Origin of the sequence: Parageobacillus galactosidasius (assembly GCF_002217735.1) — a bacterium.
Taxonomy (GTDB): Bacteria; Bacillota; Bacilli; order Bacillales; family Anoxybacillaceae; genus Parageobacillus_B; species Parageobacillus_B toebii.
In genome coordinates this window covers 889,241-911,863 of record NZ_NDYL01000002.1, presented here as the reverse complement: position 1 = coordinate 911,863, position 22,623 = coordinate 889,241, and the positions used below count along the sequence as shown (strand labels likewise).

The 22,623-nt window shown below is 44.6% G+C and carries 22 protein-coding genes and 2 pseudogenes; 20 read left to right on the top strand and 4 right to left on the bottom strand.

Features of this window, described 5'->3' with window-relative positions:
• The first annotated feature begins 258 nt into the window (after positions 1-258).
• The 9 genes from B9L23_RS14145 (at position 259) to B9L23_RS14105 (ending at position 10,150) form a co-directional block, all read left to right on the top strand.
• Complete coding sequence (locus B9L23_RS14145) at positions 259-2,313, top strand: methylmalonyl-CoA mutase family protein (RefSeq protein WP_089097899.1); 2,055 nt, start codon at positions 259-261, stop codon at positions 2,311-2,313.
• Positions 2,306-4,501, top strand: a complete 2,196-nt coding sequence (scpA, locus tag B9L23_RS14140) for a methylmalonyl-CoA mutase (RefSeq protein ID WP_081188166.1) — start codon at positions 2,306-2,308, stop codon at positions 4,499-4,501. The genes B9L23_RS14145 and scpA overlap by 8 nt, the downstream gene beginning before the upstream one ends.
• Positions 4,498-5,598: a methylmalonyl Co-A mutase-associated GTPase MeaB gene (gene meaB / locus B9L23_RS14135; protein WP_089097898.1), complete on the top strand. Its 1,101-nt coding sequence runs from the start codon at positions 4,498-4,500 to the stop codon at positions 5,596-5,598. Before scpA ends, meaB begins: the two co-directional genes overlap by 4 nt.
• A gap of 40 nt (positions 5,599-5,638) precedes the next feature.
• Entirely contained in the window at positions 5,639-6,070 is a 432-nt protein-coding gene (locus B9L23_RS14130; protein WP_015864419.1) for a BrxA/BrxB family bacilliredoxin, read from the top strand.
• Positions 6,071-6,302: 232 nt separating this feature from the next.
• Positions 6,303-7,085: a transporter substrate-binding domain-containing protein gene (locus B9L23_RS14125; protein ID WP_089097897.1), complete on the top strand. Its 783-nt coding sequence runs from the start codon at positions 6,303-6,305 to the stop codon at positions 7,083-7,085.
• 74 nt (positions 7,086-7,159) lie between these two features.
• The gene (locus B9L23_RS14120) at positions 7,160-7,819 is read left to right on the top strand and encodes an amino acid ABC transporter permease (RefSeq protein WP_015864417.1); all 660 of its coding nucleotides are present in this window, start codon (positions 7,160-7,162) and stop codon (positions 7,817-7,819) included.
• Positions 7,812-8,534, top strand: coding sequence for an amino acid ABC transporter ATP-binding protein (locus B9L23_RS14115; RefSeq protein WP_015864416.1), 723 nt, complete (start codon positions 7,812-7,814; stop codon positions 8,532-8,534). The genes B9L23_RS14120 and B9L23_RS14115 overlap by 8 nt, the downstream gene beginning before the upstream one ends.
• Before the next feature lie 67 nt (positions 8,535-8,601).
• Positions 8,602-9,579 carry an aromatic acid exporter family protein gene (locus B9L23_RS14110; RefSeq protein ID WP_062752854.1) on the top strand — a complete coding sequence of 326 codons (978 nt, stop codon included), beginning with the start codon at positions 8,602-8,604 and terminating at the stop codon, positions 9,577-9,579.
• Between the two features lie 67 nt (positions 9,580-9,646).
• The gene (locus B9L23_RS14105; protein WP_015864414.1) at positions 9,647-10,150 is read left to right on the top strand and encodes a L,D-transpeptidase; all 504 of its coding nucleotides are present in this window, start codon (positions 9,647-9,649) and stop codon (positions 10,148-10,150) included.
• A 267-nt stretch (positions 10,151-10,417) separates the two neighbouring features.
• Here the strand turns inward: B9L23_RS14105 and prli42 are convergent, their stop codons facing one another.
• Positions 10,418-10,513 carry a stressosome-associated protein Prli42 gene (prli42, locus tag B9L23_RS20560; RefSeq protein WP_015864413.1) on the bottom strand — a complete coding sequence of 32 codons (96 nt, stop codon included), beginning with the start codon at positions 10,511-10,513 and terminating at the stop codon, positions 10,418-10,420.
• Positions 10,514-10,893: 380 nt separating this feature from the next.
• Here prli42 and mce point away from each other — a divergent pair, with 380 nt between their 5' ends.
• From mce to gndA, 9 genes and pseudogenes are all read left to right on the top strand, one after another.
• Positions 10,894-11,316 (top strand): methylmalonyl-CoA epimerase, encoded by a 423-nt coding sequence (mce, locus tag B9L23_RS14100; RefSeq protein WP_015864412.1) that lies wholly within the window; start codon positions 10,894-10,896, stop codon positions 11,314-11,316.
• A gap of 17 nt (positions 11,317-11,333) precedes the next feature.
• Positions 11,334-12,884, top strand: a complete 1,551-nt coding sequence (locus B9L23_RS14095) for an acyl-CoA carboxylase subunit beta (RefSeq protein WP_089098337.1) — start codon at positions 11,334-11,336, stop codon at positions 12,882-12,884.
• Between the two features lie 304 nt (positions 12,885-13,188).
• Positions 13,189-14,307: a tripeptidase T gene (locus B9L23_RS14090; protein WP_015864410.1), complete on the top strand. Its 1,119-nt coding sequence runs from the start codon at positions 13,189-13,191 to the stop codon at positions 14,305-14,307.
• 80 nt (positions 14,308-14,387) lie between these two features.
• A complete protein-coding gene (locus B9L23_RS14085) occupies positions 14,388-14,870 on the top strand; it encodes a chemotaxis protein CheW (protein ID WP_015864409.1) in 483 nt (160 codons plus the stop codon).
• On the top strand, positions 14,870-15,268 hold the full coding sequence (gene mntA / locus B9L23_RS14080; RefSeq protein ID WP_062678690.1) for a type VII toxin-antitoxin system MntA family adenylyltransferase antitoxin: 399 nt from the start codon (positions 14,870-14,872) through the stop codon (positions 15,266-15,268). Before B9L23_RS14085 ends, mntA begins: the two co-directional genes overlap by 1 nt.
• Positions 15,261-15,491 (top strand): annotated as a pseudogene (gene hepT / locus B9L23_RS14075) (type VII toxin-antitoxin system HepT family RNase toxin); the annotation flags it as partial. The gene mntA and the pseudogene hepT (B9L23_RS14075), both read left to right, overlap by 8 nt.
• 84 nt (positions 15,492-15,575) lie before the next feature.
• The gene (hepT, locus tag B9L23_RS21805; RefSeq protein WP_089097895.1) at positions 15,576-15,929 is read left to right on the top strand and encodes a type VII toxin-antitoxin system HepT family RNase toxin; all 354 of its coding nucleotides are present in this window, start codon (positions 15,576-15,578) and stop codon (positions 15,927-15,929) included.
• A 128-nt stretch (positions 15,930-16,057) separates the two neighbouring features.
• A complete protein-coding gene (locus B9L23_RS20555; RefSeq protein WP_167317832.1) occupies positions 16,058-16,228 on the top strand; it encodes a hypothetical protein in 171 nt (56 codons plus the stop codon).
• Between the two features lie 160 nt (positions 16,229-16,388).
• A complete protein-coding gene (gndA, locus tag B9L23_RS14065; RefSeq protein WP_041269706.1) occupies positions 16,389-17,801 on the top strand; it encodes an NADP-dependent phosphogluconate dehydrogenase in 1,413 nt (470 codons plus the stop codon).
• A gap of 39 nt (positions 17,802-17,840) precedes the next feature.
• On the opposite strand, the gene B9L23_RS14060 is transcribed toward gndA, so the two are convergent.
• The gene (locus tag B9L23_RS14060) at positions 17,841-18,458 is read right to left on the bottom strand and encodes a cyclase family protein (RefSeq protein ID WP_015864405.1); all 618 of its coding nucleotides are present in this window, start codon (positions 18,456-18,458) and stop codon (positions 17,841-17,843) included.
• A 20-nt stretch (positions 18,459-18,478) separates the two neighbouring features.
• A complete protein-coding gene (gene zwf, locus B9L23_RS14055) occupies positions 18,479-19,960 on the bottom strand; it encodes a glucose-6-phosphate dehydrogenase (RefSeq protein ID WP_216368217.1) in 1,482 nt (493 codons plus the stop codon).
• Positions 19,961-20,158: 198 nt separating this feature from the next.
• On the opposite strand from zwf, the gene rnz reads away from it, so the two are divergent.
• Entirely contained in the window at positions 20,159-21,085 is a 927-nt protein-coding gene (gene rnz, locus B9L23_RS14050; RefSeq protein WP_089097894.1) for a ribonuclease Z, read from the top strand.
• A gap of 22 nt (positions 21,086-21,107) precedes the next feature.
• Here the strand turns inward: rnz and namA are convergent, their stop codons facing one another.
• A complete protein-coding gene (namA, locus tag B9L23_RS14045) occupies positions 21,108-22,130 on the bottom strand; it encodes an NADPH dehydrogenase NamA (RefSeq protein WP_089097893.1) in 1,023 nt (340 codons plus the stop codon).
• Positions 22,131-22,352: 222 nt separating this feature from the next.
• On the opposite strand from namA, the pseudogene B9L23_RS20145 reads away from it, so the two are divergent.
• Positions 22,353-22,505: pseudogene (locus B9L23_RS20145) on the top strand (RNA-guided endonuclease TnpB family protein); the annotation flags it as partial.
• Positions 22,506-22,623: the final 118 nt, after the last annotated feature.

Below are 22,623 nucleotides of genomic sequence, written 5' to 3'. Positions count from 1 at the left end.
TACTCCTAATACAAATCTTTTCTAAGAAGGGTTTATCGATAACTACAGCGGAGCTTTTAGAAAGCGGGGATTGCATTGGACCAGCTCTTCCTGATATTTGCCGTTTATTTTGATAAATTATCAAAAGACAGATTGTGTTTTGTTCATTGCTAGAACTCTCCTCATATATTACAATAAAAATATCAGCAATATTTTTAAAAATGAAAAAAGAAAGCGATTTCTAAAGGATGGGAGAAAAGATATAAGGGGGAGAACGCAGTGAGCGATATTTCAGCGATGAAGCAGCAGTCGTTTCCCATTCCAAGCTTCGAGGAATGGAAACAGGAAGTCGAGAAGTCGTTAAAAGGGAAGCCATTCGAAAAACTTTATTCGACTACATATGAAAATATCACGATTAAACCCATTTATACGCGTCAGGACATAGAGTCGCTTGTTCATGTCGAACAGTATCCAGGTTTTCCGGGCTATGTTCGCGGAACCAAGCCGAACGGATATATTCGCGAGCCGTGGAAGGTCAGCCAGGAAATTTCAGCTAGCAGTCCGACGGAGTGGAATGAAATCGTTAAACACGATTTGGAAAGAGGGCAAACGGAAATCCATATCGTGTTGGAACGGCTAGGTTTTCCGGTAACATCGGTTGACGATATCGAAGCCATGTTTTCCGGCATTTCTTTGGATAAATATTCGCTTCGCATCGATGCGGGGGCACAATCGCTTTCATTTTTGGCATTGCTTGCCGCCTATTTGCAAAAACAGCAAATACCATTTGACTCAGTGCGCGGAACGATTGGGATGGATCCAGTCGGTGCACTTGCGGAAAAAGGCCAGCTTTCAACCCCGCTTGCGGCATTGTACGACGTGATGGCCGATGTGACGAAATGGGCAAAAGAAAACATGCAGGGTGTAAAGACGGTCATTGTTCGCGGCGAACCGTACCATAACGGCGGGGCAAACACGGTTCAAGAATTAGCGTTTGCGTTCGCAACAGCGGTGGAATATATTCGTGCATGCTTGGACAGAGGATTGGTGATTGATGCCATTGCGCCGCAAATCCACTTTTCGTTTGCAATCGGTTCGAACTTTTTTATGGAAATCGCAAAGCTTCGCGCAGCAAGACTTGTTTGGTCCAACATCGTACAGGCGTTTGGCGGCAGCGAATCATCGCAAAAAATCGCGATGCATGCGCGCACGTCTTATTTTACGAAAACGGTTTACGATCCATATGTAAACATGCTTCGGGCGACGGTGGAAGCGTTCGCCGCAACCATTGGCGGCGCCGACAGTCTTCACGTCTCTCCGTTTGATGAAGCGATTGGACGCGCGGACGAATTTTCTCGAAGAATCGCCCGCAATACACAGCTTATTTTGTTGGAAGAAGCGCATATCGCCAATGTCATCGATCCGGCCGGCGGTTCGTACTATGTCGAAACATTGACGGCGCAAGTGGCGGAAGAGGCGTGGAAGCTGTTCCAGCAAATCGAAGAAAAAGGCGGTATCGTGAAAGCACTTCAAGACGGTTTTGTACAAGCAGAAGTGGAAAACGTCGCCGAACAGCGAAAAAATAATGTGAAAAAACGGAAAGAAAAGATTGTTGGAACGAACTTTTACGCCAACTTAGCGGAAGCGCCTGTGCAAAAAGCGAGTGAAAACAACGAAAACGATGAAAAACAACTATCTTCTTCCGCGCTAAACGAAGAAAACGTCGCACAATTGCAAGCGGGATTCGGTGAAAAACGATGGATCGAGACAGCTATTTTTATGGCAGTTCGTCGAGCAACCGCTCAGGAAATCGAAGCGGCATTAAAAGCAGATGAAGCATCCGTAAGCGTCAAGCCGATCAAACAATGGCGCTTGGCCGAACCGTTTGAACAACTGCGCAAAGCTTCAGAAGCTCATCTTGAAAAACATGGAGCGCGTCCGACGGTGCATTTAATTAACATTGGCTCCATTCCAAACTATAAAGCACGCGCCGATTTTATTACCGGCTTTTTTGAAGCCGGCGGCATGGCAGTAGTGAAAAGCGAAGGGATACATACCGCTGAGAAAGCGGTGTCGGAAGCAATAAACGCAAACGGCACGCATTATATTATTTGCGGATCTGATGAAAGCTACACGGACATCGTTCCTGCCATCGCGAAAGCGTTAAAGCAAGCGAATTCAAATGTAAAGCTGTACGTGGCTGGAAAACAAGCGCCGGATGTGGAACAATCATTCGTGCAAGCTGGCGTGGATGGTTTTATTCACATCGGTTCGAATTGTTATGAAACGATTGTATCGTTTATGAAGGAAATGGGGGTGGATCTCAATGAGTAAAAAGGTAGATTTTACAAATATTTCGCTGCGCATGCCGGAAAAAACGGCAGATGAACAGCAATGGAAGCAGGCGATCGAAGAAAAAGTGCGCGCGTCCATCGATGACTTATTGTTTCAAACAAATGAACATATCACCGTAAAACCGCTATATACGAAAAAAGATATCGAAGGCTTTGATTTTCTTGATTATATGCCGGGAATTCCACCGTATTTGCGCGGACCGTATCCATCGATGTACGTGAATCGGCCGTGGACGATCCGGCAATACGCAGGGTTTTCGACAGCGGAAGAAAGCAACGCATTTTATCGACGCAACTTAGCGATGGGGCAAAAGGGGCTGTCCGTTGCGTTTGACCTTGCGACCCACCGCGGCTATGACTCCGACCATCCGCGCGTCGTTGGTGACGTCGGCAAAGCGGGAGTGGCGGTCGATTCGATTTTAGATATGAAAATTTTGTTTGACGGCATTCCGCTTGATCAAATATCGGTATCGATGACCATGAACGGCGCGGTGCTGCCAATTATGGCATTTTATATCGTCACCGCCGAAGAGCAAGGCGTCACGCAAGATAAGCTTTCCGGAACGATTCAAAACGATATTTTAAAAGAATATATGGTGCGCAACACGTATATTTATCCTCCGGAAACGTCGATGCGCATTATCGCTGACATTTTTGAATACACTTCCAAATACATGCCAAAGTTTAACAGCATCAGCATTTCCGGATATCATATGCAAGAAGCGGGAGCGCCGGCGGATATTGAATTGGCGTATACGCTTGCGGACGGATTAGAATATGTTCGTACAGGATTAAAAGCAGGAATTGATATTGACTCGTTCGCGCCAAGATTGTCATTCTTCTGGGCAATCGGCATGAACTATTTCATGGAAGTCGCGAAAATGCGTGCGGCGCGCATTATGTGGGCAAAAATGATGAAAACGTTCAATCCGAAAAATCCAAAATCACTCGCATTGCGGACGCATTCGCAAACATCTGGCTGGAGCTTAACCGAGCAAGATCCATTTAACAACGTTGTGCGTACATGTATTGAAGCGCACGCCGCTGCGCTTGGGCATACGCAGTCGCTTCATACGAACGCGCTCGATGAAGCGATCGCGCTTCCGACTGATTTCTCCGCGCGCATTGCCCGCAATACACAGCTTTACTTGCAAGATGAAACAGGCATTTGCAATGTCATTGACCCATGGGCAGGTTCTTACTATGTGGAAACGTTAACGAACGAATTGATGAATCGCGCGTGGAAGCATATTGAAGAAATCGAAAGCCTTGGAGGCATGGCGAAAGCGATTGAAACGGGGCTTCCGAAAATGCGCATCGAGGAAGCGGCGGCAAGACGCCAAGCGAGAATCGATTCTGGTGCGGAAACGATTATCGGCGTCAACAAATATCGCCCGGAAAAAGAAGAACCAATCGAGATTTTAGAAGTCGACAATACGGCGGTTCGGATGCGGCAAATCGAAAAATTAAAACAGCTGCGCGCTTCCCGTGATGAACAAAAAGTGCAGGAAGCGCTTGACGCGATTACAAAAGCGACGGAAACGGGAGAAGGAAACTTGCTCGAGCTTGCCGTACAGGCAGCGCGCGCCCGCGCGACATTAGGCGAAATTTCGTACGCGATCGAAAAAGTAGCGAAGCGACACAAAGCGGTCATTCGCTCGATTAGCGGGGTGTACAGCTCCGAATTCACAAATGAAGAACAATTCGAGCGAGTAAAGAAAATGACTAATGAATTTTATGAATTAGAAGGCCGCCGTCCGCGTTTAATGGTAGCGAAAATGGGGCAAGACGGCCATGACCGAGGAGCGAAAGTGATCGCCACTGCCTTTGCCGACTTAGGATTTGACGTCGATATCGGTCCATTGTTCCAAACTCCGGAAGAAACGGCGCGTCAGGCGGTCGAAAACGACGTCCATGTCGTTGGGATCAGTTCGCTTGCCGGCGGGCATAAAACATTATTGCCGCAATTAGTGGAGGAATTGCGGAAGCTTGGCCGCGAAGACATTATTGTCGTCGTCGGCGGCGTTATTCCGCCGCAAGACTATGAATTTTTGTATGAGCATGGAGCGGCGGCGATTTTCGGACCAGGCACGGTCATTCCAACCGCAGCGGAAAAAGTATTGAAAGAAATTTATAAACGTCTCGGCTACGAGGAAGTGAGGCAATGAACGGCGAACGGACGCATCGCCCTGAATGGGTGGAAAAAGAGAGAGAAAATGAGTTTGCGACCGCTTATGTGAAAACCACTGCTTCCGCTTCGCCAAAACGTTGGGTGAAGCGGAAAGAAAGGTCAGTAAAAGAATATGTCGAAGGCGTGTTGAACAATGACCGCACGATTTTAGCCCAGGCAATCACCCTTGTTGAGAGCAATGCGCCCAAGCATATGGACATTGCCCAACAAGTGTTAAACGAACTGCTTCCACATGTCGGAAAATCGATCCGCATTGGCATCACCGGCGTGCCGGGAGCAGGAAAAAGCACGTTTATTGAAGCGTTTGGCACGTTTTTATGCGAACAAGGGCACCGTGTTGCCGTATTAGCGGTTGACCCGAGCAGTTCTTTAACAGGCGGCAGTATTCTTGGCGATAAAACGCGGATGGAGTCGTTAGCGCGCCATCCGCGTGCATTTATCCGTCCGTCGCCATCAGGAGGAGCGCTCGGCGGTGTGCATCGAAAAACGCGTGAGACGATGATGCTTTGCGAAGCGGCAGGATATGATGTTATTTTGGTAGAAACGGTCGGTGTCGGGCAAAGCGAATTTGTCGTACGCGGCATGGTCGATTTCTTTTTAATGCTTGTTTTAACAGGCGCTGGGGACGATTTGCAAGGAATAAAACGCGGAATTATGGAATTAACCGATGCGGTTGTCATTAATAAAGCGGACAGAGACAATAAGCCAAAAGCGCTGGCCGCGCAAAAAGAGTATAATCAGATTCTTCATTATTTGCGCCCAGCAACACCAGGGTGGGAGACAAAAGCATATACGTGTTCGGCTCTTTTAGGAGAAGGCATCGAAGAAATTTGGAACGTGATTCAGAAGTTTGTAGAAACGACGAAACAATCAGGCGTGTTTGACATGCGCCGGCGCCATCAGCAAAAAGATTGGATTTACTCAATGATTAAAGATTATTTAGAAACGAGTTTCTTTTCCCATCCCGCAGTAAAAGAAAAGCTGCCGGTCATTGAAAATAACGTTATTTCCGGAACACAATCCGTTACTTCCGCGGTGCGAGAGCTTATTAAGATATATGAAAGTAGGTCATAATGGAAAAATGTGATACGATAAGAAAAGGAGGTGCTTGAGCATGTTTCAATTTCCGCTATTTAATGATATCGTGGAACAATCGCGCCGCGAAATCGTGGAGGCTGGCTTTGAAGAATTGCGTACACCTGAAGAAGTGGATGCCGCATTTAAGCGACCGGGCACAACGCTTGTAATGATTAACTCGGTATGCGGCTGTGCGGGGGGCATTGCCCGTCCTGCAGCGGCGCATGCGATTCATTATGACAAACGTCCAGACCATCTTGTAACCGTATTTGCCGGCCAAGATAAAGAGGCAACAGCGCGAGCAAGGGAATATTTTGAAGGACAGCCGCCTTCTTCTCCATCTTTCGCTTTACTAAAGGACGGCAAGCTTTGTACGATGATTCATCGTCATGAAATCGAAGGGCACGAGCCGATCGAAGTCGTCCAAAAGCTGCAGGCGGCGTTTGATCAATATTGCGATGAAGTATAACGGAGCTGAATTTTTCAGCTCCGTTATTTATTTTGTTATTCTCAAAAAGCAAAAATAATTTATTTATAATTAAAAAATAGATTGCATAATTATTACTATGTGTGTTAATATACAAAACATAGAATATATATATATTCAAAAACAAGTATGTATTTTATATTAATCTTCAAAACTTATTTCGCAATATTATAAAAATTATTTAAACTTTTGAGAAGAGAGGGAGAGACACCGTATGAAAAAATCATTGTTGCTTTTTATTGCTAGCATTTTATTAATTGGTTTGCTCTCGGCATGCGGCACAGGCGGAGAACAGAAAAACGGAAGCGGAGAACAAAAGAAAGTGTTAAGAATGGGTACTTCCGCCGACTATGCGCCATTTGAATATATCGATACCACAAAAGGCAATGAAATTATCGGATTTGATGTCGATTTGGCGAAAATGATTGCGAAAGAATTGGGATATGACGTTCAAATTGTTGATATGGATTTTAGCGGTCTTATCCCAGCACTGCAGTCAGGAAAAGTAGATTTTGTATTAGCGGGGATGACTCCAACGAAAGAACGCAAGAAAAACGTTGATTTCTCGGATGTGTATTATGTAGCGCGAAACATGATCGTTTCCAAGAAAGGAAGCGGCATTAAAACAGTTGAGGATTTAAAAGGAAAAACGGTTGGTGTTCAAACCGGCTCGATTCAAGAAGGAGAAGCAAATAAAATTGCAAAAAAAGTTGACATGAAAATTGAAAGCCGCAACCGCATTCCGGAGTTAATTCAAGAGATTCAAGCAGGGCGCTTTGATGCAGCAATTATCGAAGATACAGTTGCAAAAGGATATCTAGATAGCAGCAATGGCAAACTAGAAGGTCATACAATCCCGACAGACAAAGAAAAATCAGGATATGCGATTGCTTTTCCAAAAGGAAGCAAGCTTCGCGATGAGTTTAATAAAGTATTGCAAGAAAAGATCAAAAACGGCGAAGTGGACAAGTTGATTAAAAAATGGTTTGACCAATAATTTGTAATGCGTTCAAAAAGGGGGGGGTCCTTTTTGAACGTTTTCACTATGTTGCAAGGAAGGATGAAGGGTCGGTGAACTTAGATTTTTCACAAATTGTTCCATCAATTCCATTTATATTAGCAGGAATTGCAGTTACATTAAAAATTGTCGTTTTCGCGGTGTTGTTAGGGTTTGTGCTTGGAGTTATTTTAGCGTTAATGAAAATTGGTAGAATGAAGGTTTTGACATGGTTTGCCGATGCGTATACATCCGTATTTCGCGGCACGCCGCTTGTGTTGCAGCTTGTCCTTATTTATTTTGGAATACCGCAGCTTACCGGTGTTGAAATTGACGCATTTCCCGCAGCGGTCATCGCGTTCGGGCTAAACTCTGCCGCCTATGTTTCTGAAATCATCCGCGCCGGCATTTTAGCCGTTGATAAAGGGCAGCGGGAAGCGGCGCTGGCGCTTGGTGTTCCGTACAAGCTAATGATGCGTGATATTATTTTGCCGCAAGCGCTGAAAAATATTTTGCCGGCATTGATGAATGAATTTATTACATTGACGAAAGAATCTGCCGTCGTAACGGTAATTGGAGCGATGGATGTCATGCGGCGTGCTTACATCGTTGGCGGACAAGTGTATCGGTATATTGAGCCGCTGTTGATTGCCGGGCTTATTTACTACGTTTTAGTCATGCTTCTTACGCTGCTTGGCAAAGCGTTAGAAGGGAGATTGAGAAAAAGTGATTAAAGTAGAAGATTTGCATAAATCGTTTGGCAAATTAGAAGTATTAAAAGGAATTACAACAACGATTAAGCAAGGCGAAGTAGTGGCGGTTATCGGTCCATCTGGGTCAGGAAAATCCACGTTTTTACGCTGCTTAAACTTGTTGGAAGAACCGACAAGGGGGAGAATTTGGATCGGTGACGAGGAAATTACAGATAAAAAGACAAACATCATGAAAGTGCGCCAGCATGTCGGCATGGTGTTTCAGCATTTCCATTTGTTTCCGCATATGACCGTGCTTGAAAACGTCACGTATGCGCCGATTAAAGTAAAAGGAATGACAAAGGCCGAAGCGGAAGCGAAAGGAATCGAACTGTTGAAAAAGGTCGGATTGGAACAAAAGGCAAACGAATATCCAAGCCGGCTGTCGGGAGGCCAAAAACAGCGCGTAGCGATTGCGAGGGCGCTTGCCATGTCGCCGGATGTAATGTTGTTTGACGAACCAACGTCAGCGTTGGATCCGGAAATGGTCAAAGAAGTGCTTGAAGTCATGAAGTCGCTTGCCCATACGGGAATGACGATGGCGATTGTTACGCATGAAATGGGCTTTGCCCGCGAAGTTGCCGACCGGGTGTTGTTTTTAGACGGCGGCCAGCTCGTCGAGGACGCGCCCCCGCAAGAATTTTTCACATCTCCGAAAAGCAAGCGGGCTCAAGAATTCCTTGAAAAGATGCTATAATCAAGTACAATAAAAAGATGGTCCCTTGGATCATCTTTTTTACTTTTTTAAGCAGGAGAATGAAAAAATGGTGAAGATTGGATATCGCACAGCGAAAACAGCAATAGGCACCGCGCTTTCAATTAGCATCGCTCAGCTAGCGGGATTACATAATTTTGCTTCTGCCGGCATCATTACGATTTTATGCGTTCAAGTAACGAAAAAAAGATCGTTAAAAGCCGCATGGGCTCGTTTTGTCGCATGTGTTGTCGCGATGCTGTTTTCGTATATTTTTTTCCAAGGAATAGGGTATTACCCGTTTACCGTCGGATTAATGCTGCTCTTTTTTATTCCAACAACAGTGTGGTTAAAAGTAAATGAAGGGATTGCGACAAGTTCGGTTATTATTCTCCATTTGTACGCAGCAAGGAAGTTTACGTGGGAAATTATTTGCAATGAATTGTTGCTTATTTTAATCGGCATTAGTGTTGCCTTATTAATGAATATGTATATGCCAAGTGCGGAAAAGCAATTAAAGGAATACCAGCGCATTGTTGAAGATTTATTTCGCATTATTCTGAAGGAGATCGTTCGTTACTTGCGCACCAATGAAATCGATTGGGATGGAAAAGAATTGACGCTAGCAGGAGATATTTTACAAAAGGCAAAACTGCTTGCGATAAGAAATGTTGAAAATCATATGCTGCGAAGTGAAGAAGGATATTATCATTATTTTCGAATGAGAGAGAAGCAGCTGGAAATTATTGAACGAGTATTGCCGCTTGTCACATCACTCACTTATACGGTGGAGCAACGCAACATTGTCGCCGATTTTATCGACAAATTAAGCGATGCCGTTCATCCGGGAAATACGGCAGACCGCTTTCTTCGTGAACTTCATTGTATGAAAAAAAGGTTTGAAACAATGCCTCTTCCAAAAACGCGAGAAGAATTTGAGGAACGGGCTGCTTTGCTGCACTTGGTGAAAGAACTTGAACAATATTTGATTATAAAAAGTCAATTTCGTGTTTCAGAAGGAAAAAAACGGGCTTCTGCTGCCATGTAACAAATATGTATGCCCACTCCCCTTTTGCCTCACACTATAACAAAGAAAAACAAAGGGTGTGGGAAATATGCGCTTTATATTAACAATGATGCTTATGTTATTTTCATTTTTATCCATCCCCGCTTCTGGGACGGCAGAAACAAAACCGTTTATTATTATCAATAAGGCGGTCAATCAACTCGCCTTTATTCATAACGGAAAAATTGAAGCCGTATATCCTGTCGCCACTGGTTTTAATGAGTCACTAACGCCAGAAGGATTGTTTATGGTTACTGTCAAGGCGGAAAACCCATATTATCGCAAACAAAATATCCCGGGCGGTGCGCCGAACAATCCGCTTGGAACACGGTGGGTTGGATTTAATGCTAGAGGAACGGACGGACGCATATATGGGATTCATGGAACGAATAATCCATCATCCATCGGAAAATATGTATCGAAAGGCTGTGTGCGCATGTACAATCGCGATGTCGAACAATTGTATGAAAAAATCCCGATTGGCACAAAAGTAGTGATTGTTCGCAGCAACGAATCGTTTTATGCAATTGCCAAACGGTATGGCGCACTATGACTATAAAAGGGCAAGCTCCGCAATAATGAAGCTTGCCCTTTTTGCATCTACAAAAAAGTGTTTCGCAAAGCCAAGAAGGCAACATTCACCACACGAAGGATATGGGCAGCCTTTAGGCGAAATTGGGCCGCCTTCGCTTTTCTTATTGTCTAGCTTCGGCGGCTAGCTCTCTTGTGCGAAATAACCTTCGCCCTTGAAGTGCAAGCACTTCTGCGGGCGAAGAACATTTCGCTTCGAGAGCTAATCGCGCCGCCTTCGCTTTTCTTATTAAACCCACATGCTGATGCCGGTTAAAATCGTTGTGATGAGCATAGCGATCAGCATTAAATAAACGACTAATTTTTGTGTTTTTTTGCGGGACATTTCCGTTCCTGGTTACTAATATAAAAATCGATTCATCGCGATGGAACCAGCAAAACTGCTTGCCGCTCAGGAAACACCTGGGTTCCATCAGGAAGGGAGTCCTTATGTCTCACCTGCTGTGAAAGATACCCCGTGGATCGCTGTCAGCGACGGCACCTGTCGTGCACCATTCCTTCCATCGATCAGTACACGACAACGATTTTAGTAACCAGGTCCACACCTCCTTATTACAAACGTTCCTGTCTATCATTGTACCGTGATGAAAACAGGGGGACAAGGGAAAAACTTGTCCATGATTGTAAGAGAAAAAGCAGGATTTTTTGTCGAAATAGCGAATATACTTAATGTTCGCAACATTCTACAGCAAAGGGGATTGGACAATGGATGTAAAAAAAGTAGACCATGTTGGAATTGCCGTTAAGTCTATCGAGAAAGCGTTGCCATTTTATGCCGATATTTTGCAGCTGAAGTTGCTTGGCATCGAGGAAGTGGAATCAGAAAAAGTAAAAGTCGCTTTTTTAAAGGCAGGAGAGACAAAAATTGAATTATTAGAGCCGACGTCGCCAGATAGTGCGATCGCTAAGTTTATCGAAAAACGAGGAGAAGGAATTCATCACGTTGCACTTGGTGTTGATCATATTCAAGAACGTATTAATGAATTAAAGGAAAAAGGAATTCGCATGATTCAAGATGCACCAAAACGCGGCGCTGGCGGGGCGCTCGTTGCGTTTATGCATCCGAAATCAACAGGAGGCGTTTTGTATGAACTTTGCGAAAAGACGGATGCGGAGGTGCAGCAATAATGGCAAATACAACAATAATGACAGACATGTATGATAAAATTAATGAGTTATACGACCGCCGCCGCGAAATCGAATTAGGCGGCGGTGACGATAAAATTGAAAAGCAGCACGCCAAAGGAAAACTGACAGCCCGTGAGCGTATTGATTTGCTTCTTGATGAAGGAACATTTGTGGAACTGAATCCATTTATCGAGCATCGTTGTACCGATTTCGGTTTAGATGGAAAAAAAGGCCCAGGAGACGGCGTTGTGACCGGATATGGGAAAATCAACGGCCGCACCGTATTTGTCTTTTCCCAAGATTTTACCGTATTCGGCGGTGCGCTTGGAGAAATGCACGCGAAAAAAATTGCGAATATTATGGATTTAGCCGCAAAAACAGGCGCACCTGTAATTGGTCTCAACGATTCAGGCGGGGCGCGCATTCAAGAAGGGGTCTTGTCGTTAGATGGTTATGGCCATATTTTCTACCGTAACTCGATTTATTCCGGTGTCATTCCGCAAATTTCTGTAATCATGGGGCCTTGTGCGGGTGGTGCCGTATATTCGCCGGCGATCACCGATTTTGTCTTTATGGTGGAAAAAACGAGCCAAATGTTTATTACAGGACCGAAAGTGATCGAAGCGGTGACAGGGGAAAAAATTAGCGCCGAAGATTTAGGCGGCGCCCGCGTCCACAACACGATCAGCGGCAACGCCCACTTTTCCGGTGCAACCGAGGAAGAAGTGCTTAATAAAGTGCGGCAGCTGTTAAGTTATTTGCCGCAAAACAATCAAGAAAAACCGCCGTTTGGCCCGATTCCAAACGGAGACGATTATCGGCCTGATTTAGCGGATATTGTGCCGATTGACGCAGTCCGTCCGTATGATGTGCGCAACGTCATTTTGCAGGTCGTTGATGAAGGTTCGTTTATGGAAGTACAAAAAGATTTTGCTAAAAATATTGTCATCGGTTTTGCTCGCATTAAAGGCGAAGTCGTCGGGCTTGTGTGCAATCAGCCGAAATTTATGGCTGGCGGTCTTGATATTGATTCATCGGATAAAGCGGCGCGATTTATCCGCTTCTGTGACTCATTTAACATCCCGATTATTACATTTGAAGATGTCACTGGCTTTTTCCCGGGCGTCAAGCAGGAACATGGAGGCATCATTCGCCACGGAGCGAAAATTTTGTATGCATATTCCGAGGCGACCGTCCCGAAAATTACCGTCATTTTGCGGAAAGCATACGGCGGCGCGTATGTGGCGCTCAACAGCAAGTCGATTGGCGCCGATGTCGTTTACGCGTGGCCGAATGCGGAAATCGCCGTCATGGGTCCGCAAGGAGCGGCGAATATCATTTTTGCAAGCGAAATCGAAAACAGCCCAAATCCGGAAGAAACGCGGGCGCAAAAGATCGAAGAATATCGCAGTAAATTTGCCAACCCATACGTTGCGGCGAAATACGGCATGGTCGATGATATCATCGATCCGCGTGATACGAGAATCAAACTCATCCAAGCGCTCGAGATGCTTCGGAATAAACACGAGGAACGTCCGAAGAAAAAACATGGAAATATTCCGTTGTAAAACAATGAAACCCGCTGTCACGATCATCTGTGGCGGCGGGTTTGATTGATTCGAATCGTTTTTTATTTTTCAAAAATAGAAAGAGTCACCGCTAACTATTGGCATATTTATGCCGCGAACATTAAAGTGCGTTCCATCATTTTAGAACGTGATTTGACAGGAGTGTGTTTTTCAGGCTGTCAAGGGGCATCGGCATCGATCATGGAAACTGGGCTTTTTTTATTCTTCAAAAACAATTTTTCGCAATCGTTGGTTAAATCGGGTATACTTTTAAATGAGTACATAAGTAGGAGGAAGAACGAACATGATCAATCAGCAACGTTTAGTCGACGAATTTTTGGAACTCGTGCAAATCGATTCGGAGACAAAGCATGAAGGAGAAATCGCCAAAGTATTAAAGCAAAAATTTGAAGCGCTTGGACTGCATGTCATTGAAGATGATGCAGCGGCGAAAACCGGACATGGCGCTGGAAACTTAATTTGTACGTTAGAAGCGACAAAAGAAGGGGTGGACCCGATTTATTTTACGTCCCATATGGATACCGTTGTTCCTGGAAAAGGAGTGAAGCCGTCCATCCAAGATGGATATGTCGTGACCGATGGAACGACGATTTTAGGAGCGGACGATAAAGCGGGATTGGCGGCGATGTTCGAGGCGATTCGCGTCTTAAAAGAGCAAAACATTCCGCATGGCACGATTCAATTTATCATTACGGTCGGGGAAGAATCTGGCCTTGTCGGAGCGAAAGCGCTCGATCCGTCATTGATTCAAGCAAAATTTGGCTATGCGTTAGACAGCGATGGCAAAGTCGGAAACATCGTCGTTGCCGCGCCGACACAAGCAAAATTGAAAGTCGTTGTTCACGGAAAAACGGCGCATGCCGGCGTCGCTCCTGAAAAAGGCGTATCGGCAATTACGATCGCCGCAAAAGCAATTGCTCAAATGCCGCTCGGCCGCATTGATGAAGAAACAACGGCAAACATCGGCCGTTTTGAAGGTGGAACGCAAACGAACATCGTCTGCGACCGCGTCGATATTTTAGCAGAAGCACGATCCTTAGTGCCGGAAAAGATGGAAGCCCAAGTCGCAAAAATGAAAGAGGCATTTGAAACGGTTGCCGAAGAAATGGGAGGACGCGCCGAAGTAGATGTCGAGGTGATGTATCCAGGATTTAAGTTCGGCGACGGCGACCATGTTGTGGAGGTTGCAAAACGCGCCGCGGCAAAAATCGGGCGTCCGTGCGAATTGCTTCGCAGCGGCGGCGGCAGCGATGCGAACGTCATTGCCGGTTTTGGCATTCCGACAGTGAACTTAGCAGTTGGCTACGAAGATATTCATACGACGAATGAACGCATGCCGATTGAAGAGCTTGTCAAATTAACGGAAATGGTTGTCGCAATCGTTGAAGAAGTGGCAAAATAATAACGGAGCATCCATTGTTTGGATGCTTCTTTCTATATAGAAATAGAGTAGAGCGATAGACGGTGAGGGGAGACGGTCGAATGAAAAAATTTGTCGTTTTTCAATTGGAGCGTGAACAATATGCGATACCGGTTGAGCTTGTCATTTCCATTGAAAAAATGATGGCTCCAACAATCGTTCCGCAAATGCCAGATTATATGGTCGGAGTCATTCGCATTCGCGGCGAGTTGGTGCCGGTGCTTGATACGCGAAAACTGTTGTACGGTCGTCCTTTTGAAGAAACGGGTAGGACGCGTCTTGTTGTCACCAAGGCCGAAGATATTTCCGTTGCGTTTATTGTCGATGAGGCGAAAGAGATTCTCGATATTCCGGAAGAAGCAGTAAAGCAAGTGAATATGCTTGCGTACGAGCAAACACCATATCTTGTCGGGATCGCCAGCTTACCGGAGCGGTTGATTACATTAATTGACCCAAACCGATTATTTGCCCATTTGGAAGGGACGAAAGCGATTAAGGAGCATATTTATAGTGCGGCTTTTTCCTTAGAAACGGAGAGAGTCTAATGAATCATGATTTTCAAACCATTGTCCAATTTCTTGTAAAAAAAATAAATCCTTATGTCATCTATCTTTTCGGTTCTGAAGCGCAACAACAAGCGCGACAAGATAGCGATATTGATCTTGCTTTTTTAAGCGAACGAACATTAAGCCATTACGAACGGTTTATGATTGCCGGGGAGCTTGCGGCAATCTTGAATTGTGACGTTGACTTAGTTGATTTGAAAGAAGCAACGACCGTTTTTCAAGCGCAAGTTGTTGGGAAGGGGAAAGTGCTGTATTGTGCCGATGATGATAAAAAAGCACAATTTGAGATGAAAGTGTTCAAGGAATATGCGAAATTAAACGAAGAGCGGGCAGAAATTCTCGAGCGGATTCGCAAAAGGGGAGCGGTGTATGAATAATGATGTCATCCTCAACAAAATTAGCGTTATTGAGCGCTGTATCAAAAGAATAAACGAAGAATATGATAACAATCCGAAAAATTTACAAAACTATACAAAACAAGACTCCATTATTTTGAATATACAACGGGCGTGTGAGGCAAGCATCGATATTGCCATGCATATCGTGGCGGAAAAAAAATTAGGCATTCCACAAACAAGCCGTGACGCGTTCGAATTGCTTTACAAGTACAATCGGAGAAAGCCCATGCAGGGTGTAGCCCGTCTTTAGACATGGGATGAACCGATTGCTTTGACGTAGTCAAAGATGGTATACTACTCTTATAGAGAAGAAAAATCCAACGTCTTGAATCGGGCGCACAGGGCGATAAGCACCAGTGAGGTGTTTGCCCATGAAAGTCTTGTGGAATTAGAGTCAGTATCCATGCGAAGGTATGGAAGAAGCTCTATAGTACACAAGAACCCCGTGGCTTTAGCCATCGGGAGGTTCAGTGAATCGGTTATGAAGAAAATGAAAGCAATGGTCGGTTTTCGCAATATTGCGGTCCATGATTATCAGGAAATCAATTTGCAGATCGTTCAAATGATTGTCGAAAAACATCTCGATGACTTTCGTGAATATGCGAAGCAAGTGTTGGTGCAAGAAAACAAGGAATCATGAGGAGTGGCTGCTTGATGCAGCCTTTTTATTTTTAGGTTTTCGCCTATACCTTTTTGCATTCCGCACATATCCTAGAACTAGAAAAGGAAGAAATGAACTTCATTCTATTATCAAGGAGGGAATTTTAAATGGACGACAGACAATTTGAAATGTATCCGGCTGGTGGATACTATCCACATCATTATTACCCGTATCATTATCATCATTATCCGTATTATCCTTATCACTATCCGTATTACCATTATCACCATCATCACTTCCCGCATCATCCATACGGCCATCACTATGGCATATATTAAGATAATCTTACAGAGTCCTGAAACCAGGACTTCTTTTTTTCAGAAACATTATGTCCGCGGAAAGCTGTTCTAAATGTAATTGAAAAACTTGATATGGTAAAATGAACTGTGGTATGTTCTTTCATGAACAAATAATAAGTATAGAAAGGAACGTTTGATGATGGCAAAACAACAAATTGGCGTCATTGGATTAGCAGTAATGGGAAAAAACCTTGCGTTAAACATTGAAAGCAAGGGATATTCAGTTGCCGTTTATAACCGTTCCCGTGAAAAGACGGACGAATTTTTAAAGGAAGCGAAAGGAAAAAATATCGTCGGTACATATAGCATCGAAGAATTTGTCAATGCGCTTGAAAAACCGCGGAAAATTTTGTTAATGGTGAAAGCAGGTGCGCCGACGGACGCAACCATTGAACAATTAAAACCATATCTAGAAAAAGGTGATATTTTAATCGATGGCGGCAATACGTATTTCAAAGATACACAGCGCCGCAACAAAGAATTAGCTGAACTTGGCATTCACTTTATCGGCACGGGTGTTTCGGGCGGCGAAGAAGGCGCGTTAAAAGGTCCATCCATCATGCCTGGTGGCCAAAAAGAAGCGCATGAACTTGTTCGCCCGATTTTCGAAGCGATTGCGGCGAAAGTAGATGGCGAGCCGTGCACGACGTACATCGGTCCGGACGGTGCGGGACATTATGTGAAAATGGTTCATAACGGCATTGAATACGGCGATATGCAGCTTATTGCCGAAGCGTACTTCTTGTTAAAGCATGTGCTCGGCTTAAACGCCCAAGAGCTGCATGAAGTGTTTGCCGAGTGGAATAAAGGTGAATTAAATAGCTATTTAATCGAAATTACGGCAGATATTTTTACAAAGATCGATGAGGAAACGGGCAAGCCGCTTGTCGATGTTATTTTAGATAAAGCCGGTCAAAAAGGAACGGGAAAATGGACAAGCCAAAATGCGCTTGACCTAGGAGTGCCGCTTCCAATCATCACGGAATCAGTGTTTGCCCGCTTTATTTCGGCGATGAAAGACGAACGGGTGAAAGCGAGCAAACTTCTTTCTGGTCCTGCGGTCAAACCGTTTGAAGGCGATCGTGCCCGCTTTATCGAAGCGGTGCGCCGCGCGCTGTACATGAGCAAAATTTGTTCGTATGCCCAAGGTTTTGCGCAAATGAAAGCGGCGTCTGATGAATATAACTGGAATTTGCAGTACGGCAATATTGCGATGATTTTCCGCGGCGGCTGCATCATTCGCGCGCAATTTTTGCAAAAAATTAAAGACGCATACGATCGCGATCCACAGTTGCCAAACTTATTGTTAGACCCGTATTTCAAAGAAATTGTGGAAAATTATCAAGAAGCGCTGCGTGAAATCATTGCAATCGCTGTTATGCGTGGCATTCCAGTTCCGGCATTCTCAAGCGCGTTAGCATATTATGACAGCTACCGGATGGAAACATTGCCGGCGAACTTAATTCAAGCACAGCGCGACTACTTTGGCGCGCACACATATGAACGTGTAGACAAAGAAGGAGTTTTCCATACAGAGTGGTTGAAGAAGTAAAAAAATTCCCCTTATTGCCTCGCAATAAGGGGAATTTTTTTATTGCATGTTTTCAAATAAAATAACACGCGCCGGCGCGGCGTCCGTGCCGACAAGTTTAAGCGGTGCTGCGACCATAAAGTATGAGCCTTCTGGAACGTCTTTTAACCGCAGCCCTTCGATCACGATCACACCTGCGGAAAATAACGTTTTATGCGTCGGATGCCCCGGCTGGCTTCGTTCAATGCCTAGGGCGTCGATGCCGACACCACGAACTTTTTTATCGGCAAGATACCGGGCCGCATCTTCAGCAACATAAATAAATTCAAAATTAAAGGCATCTTCTAGCGAGTTTTTCGTTTTAAACAATACAAAATCATTTTCATGAATATCTAATGAAGCGATATCCTCTTTCGAAATTTTATCGCTCACATGCGTAAGATCGAATAGTTTGCATGTGCCAACAAGGCGGTCGAGAGAAATCGTTTCAAACGTTTCGCCGCCTTTGACCATATGAAGCGGCGCATCGATATGGGTTCCGGTATGTACATCCATGTCAATACGGGATTCCGTGACGTAATCATTTGTCACGCTCGTTAGTTTCGGTTGCTTTTCCGGTTTATTTTTATAGACAGGCATTCCTTCAAAAATTGGTGCGGTCACGTCATAAAATTTCATCGTTTCATTAGCTCCCTTCGTTATTGTTTAGGGTGGCAAATCGGCCACCAATGGAATCCATCTTTTTGCAGTAATTCATCTGAAGCTTTCGGTCCCATCGATCCGGCTTCATAGTTTGGAAAATCGATAGCTTTTGTATTTTCCCATACTTCGGAAATAGGGTCGACAAACTGCCATGAAGCGGCTACTTCATCCCAATGCGTAAAGTTTGTCGCATCACCGCGCATGCAGTCATATAACAATTTTTCATACGCTTCTGGCGTGTTAATGCCATCGATGCAGTTGTTGCAGTAGTCTAATTTAATTGGTGTTGTTTTCATATATTCGCCGCTTTTTTTACCGTTTAAATGAAGGGTGATGCCTTCATCCGGCTGAATATGAATAATCAATAAGTTTGGCTGGATTTTTTCATTTGTCCGATAATACAAGTTCATTGGCACATCTTTAAATTGGACCACAATTTTTGTTGATTTTTCTGTCATGCGTTTGCCTGTGCGAATATAAAACGGCACGCCGGCCCAACGGAAATTATCGATCATCAACTTTCCAGCTACAAACGTTTCTGTATTGGAGTTTGGATCGACGTTATTTTCCTCACGGTAGCTTACGACTTCTTTTCCGTTGACGATTCCTCTGCCGTATTGTCCTCGTACAAAGTATTGGTCTACTTCCTCGTGAGAAATTGGCCGAAGCGCGCGAAGCACTTTTATTTTTTCGTTGCGGATGTCATCGGTTGTCAGTTTAATCGGCGGTTCCATCGCCAAGAGCGCGACCATCTGAAGCATGTGATTTTGCACCATATCGCGAAGCGCTCCGGAATGGTCGTAATAGCGTCCGCGGTCCTCGACACCAAGCGTTTCACTTGACGTAATTTGAATGTTAGAAATAAACCGGTTGTTCCAAAGCGGTTCAAAAATTGCGTTCGAAAAACGGATTACTTCGATGTTTTGCACCATTTCTTTGCCAAGATAATGGTCGATGCGGTAAATTTCATTTTCCGAAAACGATTGACGAATTTCTTCATTTAGTTGTTGTGCGCTTTGAAGGTCATGACCGAACGGTTTTTCAATGACGAGCCGCTTCCAGCCGTTTGTCGCGGTAAGACCTTCCGATTTTAAGCGGGACGTAATCGTGCCAAAAAATTCTGGCGCCATCGCTAAATAAAAAATGCGGTTTCCATCAACATGGTATATTTCATCTAATTGTTGAAGCAATGACTTTAATTGCTGGTAAGAAGCCGTATCGGTTACATCGAATGGATGATAATAAAAATGAGATACGAAGCGCTGATCGCTTAATTCTTGATTAAGCGCATTTTCCACTGATTGACGGACATAGTTGCGAAACTCATCATTGGATAACGGTCGTCGTGCGACACCGACAACGGCAAATTCTTCGGACAGTTTTCCTTTTTCATATAATCGGTAGATAGAAGGAAATAACTTGCGTTTTGCTAAGTCACCAGTTGCACCAAAAATCACAATTAATGATTTCGGATCCATGTTGTTCACGATATGTACCTCGCTTTAGCCAAAATTGTCTCTTCAAGTAATTAATTGTAGAGATTTATGGCGATGAACGCAAACATTTTATGTTTTTTTATGTTTTTTTATGTTTTTGTAAAAGAGTGTTGAAATAAGACGCGAAACATTGATACGCTAACAACAGACAAAAGTTGCTTTACATAAGGAGTGGGTGCGTTGGAATTATTGTTTTTAGGTACAGGAGCTGGAGTACCGGCAAAGGAAAGAAACGTATCATCGATTGCGCTGCAGCTATTAGAAGAACGCGGGGCAACGTGGTTATTTGATTGCGGAGAGGCGACACAACATCAAATTTTACATACGTCCATTCGTCCGAGACGAATTGAAAATATTTTTATCACCCATCTTCACGGTGATCATATTTTCGGATTGCCGGGATTGCTTGGCAGCCGCTCTTTTCAAGGCGGTGATACACCGTTAACCATATATGGCCCGAAAGGAATTCAAGCGTTTATCGAAATATCGCTTTCCGTTAGTTACACACGTTTGAAATACGACCTGCAAGTTGTCGAAATCGAGGAAGGAACGATTTTTGAGGACGAACGATTTTTAGTGATTGCCAAGCAGCTCGATCACGGCATCCCTTCCTATGGCTTTCGGGTTGTGGAAAAAGATTTGCCTGGCACACTTTTAGTAGATAAATTGAAGGCGCTCGGCATTCGTCCTGGTCCTATTTATCAACAAATTAAGCTAGGGAAAACGGTGCAGTTAGACAACGGTACGGTCATTGATGGGCGCGATTTTGTCGGTCCTCCACAAAAAGGGAGAATTGTCACGATTCTTGGCGATACACGCTATTGCGAAGCGAGCGTGGAACTGGCGAAAGAAGCAGATGTGCTCGTTCACGAAGCAACATTTGCGGCAGAGGATAGCGCTTTGGCGCATGATTATTTTCATTCTACCGCTGTCCAAGCGGCGGAAGTGGCGAAACTCGCTGGAGTAAAGAGACTGATTTTAACTCATATTAGTTCCCGCTATCAAGGAACGCTAAGTGAAGAACTGCTAGAACAGGCAAGAGAGTTGTTTCCGAATACGGAGTTGGCCTCCGATTTTTCTTCTTTTATCATTCCGCGAAAAAAATAAAGCTGCCGGAAAATCGGCAGCTTTAGAAACGCCATCCCCGCTCATATTGTACTGGGGCGGAAATCGCAGTTCCCAACTCTTTTGCGGCGTCGTATGGCCAATATGGGTTGCGCAACAGTTCGCGCCCAAGGAATACTAAATCCGCGCGGCCGCTTCTTAAAATTTCTTCCGCTTGCAGACCGGAAGTAATGAGCCCAACTGCGCCAGTGGCAATATTCGCTTCGCGGCGAATCGTTTCCGCAAACGGAACTTGGTAGCCTGGATACACATGGATATTTGCGGGAACGACAGCTCCAGAACTTACGTCGATAAGGTCGACTCCCTGTTCTTTCATGCGTTTTGCATATGGAATATAATCTTTGACCGTCAAGCCTTCCGGGTGGTAATCAGAAGCGGAAATGCGCACAAAGAGCGGTCCGTCCCATACTTCTCTTACGGCATCGATAATTTCTCCTAAAAAGCGGTAGCGGTTTTCTGGTGAACCGCCATACTCGTCTTGCCGCCGGTTCGATAGCGGCGACAAAAATTCATTAATTAAATAGCCGTGGGCACCGTGAATTTCGATGATATCAAAACCAGCTTCTTTGGCGCGGCGCGCACCATTTTGGAACGCTTGGATCGTTTCTTCAATGTCTGCTTTTGTCATTTCTTTCGGGGTGCGTGTTTTTTCACTGAATGGAATTGCTGAAGGAGCGATAATTTCTCCATCTACTTCCGATTTGCGCCCGGCATGGGCAAGCTGGATGCCGATTTTAGCTCCATGCTCTTTGACGAGCGAGGCTAATTCACGCAATCCATCTACATGCTCATCGCTCCAGATTCCTAAGTCGCGTGACGAAATTCTTCCTTGAGCAGCAACGGCAGTCGCTTCAACGATAATAAGACCGACTTGGCCGACAGCACGTGTCGGATAATGAATTTTATGCCAATTTCGTACTTTTCCATCTTTTGTATCGCAAGAATACATACACATAGGAGACATAACAATCCGGTTTTTGATAGTAACCCCGCGTATCGTATACGGTGAAAAAAGCATCGTTTCCATTCTCTGTTTTTCCCCCCAAGTAATGTCGTTTTCAATTGAATAATAGCACGTTTACTTGGAGAAGAAAAACGATACGTACTATGCGAAGAGGATTTCACGAGAACATCCGCCGGAAGCCCACTGCTTTAGCTGTGGAGGAAGGCGGGGTTTATATTTTCAGTATATATTGAATTTTTCGTTCAATATAAGTACACTGGATTTAGAAAGGTAGGTGAATCAAGAATGCTCTGCACTCTCAAGATTAAATTAATGCCAACTCTTGAACAGTTTCATGCGCTGCTGGAAACAATGAAACGGTTTAACCAAGCATGCAACTATATTAGCGAGATTGCTTTTCGCTCCAGAACCTTTTCCAAAACGAAAATCCAGCGGCTTTGACAGACCGTCAAGGGATCAGTTTTGTTGTCGAGCTTGTGGGTACGCTGCCCCTGCCGACAACGTGGCTGCGGAAAACATCCGCAGGGCTGCTGTCAACCAGCCGAACGCGGCAGCC